Here is a 653-nt window from a genome sequence, read left to right as displayed (position 1 = left end):
TGGGTGGAAAGCAGCCATTCGCGAGTCCGCCGACAAATGGCAGCTATGCGGACAAAGTTGCCTTTCGCTCACTGACTTCAAAAGTCGGGTTTGACTTGAGAAGCGGACACATTTAGCTTGAGAACGAAAAATGAACACTCGGAGGTTCATGATGCACTCAACCAACTATTCGAACACTCTGATTAGTCCCGCCGAAGACTGTCAGACTGTATCAAAGATCCCGGAGAAAACCGGTTCGGTCGCAGCGCTGCAATATGAACTCATGGTAGGCAAACCTTATGAGCTGACATCCGATGATGTTCTTTCGACAGTAGCTGCAACGAGAAAAGGGATTGACCCGGAAGATTTAGGTAGCTTTCGGCAGGACTATTTCTCGAAGGGACAACCTTGCTTTCGAGCTTCGCCACTCACGAAAACTCATGGATGGGCTGTTCATTCAGATGAGAATGGTTTTGTCGCACTACTAGCGCCCGATGGGCCTGAATTTGCCGAACTTATGGAGGATGATGACGTCAAGAAGATCAACGCGATGCGGAACAAGCGTGCATAACCTAGGACTTCAAAGCTGACATTCAGACATCATGCAGCATTCGTCGCTGTGGGCTCGAAGCCGCCATTCGCTGCGAACTCGGTGTACGGCAGCACTGGGTCGA

The 653-nt window shown here is 50.2% G+C and carries 1 protein-coding gene; it reads left to right on the top strand.

Going from position 1 to position 653, the window contains the following annotated elements; translation table 11 throughout:
* The first annotated feature begins 148 nt into the window (after positions 1-148).
* Positions 149-550, top strand: coding sequence for a DUF6157 family protein (locus J6595_RS22370; RefSeq protein ID WP_209597969.1), 402 nt, complete (start codon positions 149-151; stop codon positions 548-550).
* Positions 551-653: the final 103 nt, after the last annotated feature.

This window comes from Jiella mangrovi (assembly GCF_017815135.1).
GTDB classification, from domain to species: domain Bacteria; phylum Pseudomonadota; class Alphaproteobacteria; order Rhizobiales; family Rhizobiaceae; genus Jiella; species Jiella mangrovi.
Note: the sequence above shows the minus strand (reverse complement) of the source record. Positions and strands in the feature narration are given on the sequence as shown.

Coding starts and splice junctions, on each gene's coding strand:
- J6595_RS22370 (WP_209597969.1), top strand. CDS start 149: ATGATGCACTCAACCAACTATTCGAACACTCTGATTAGTCCCGCCGAA.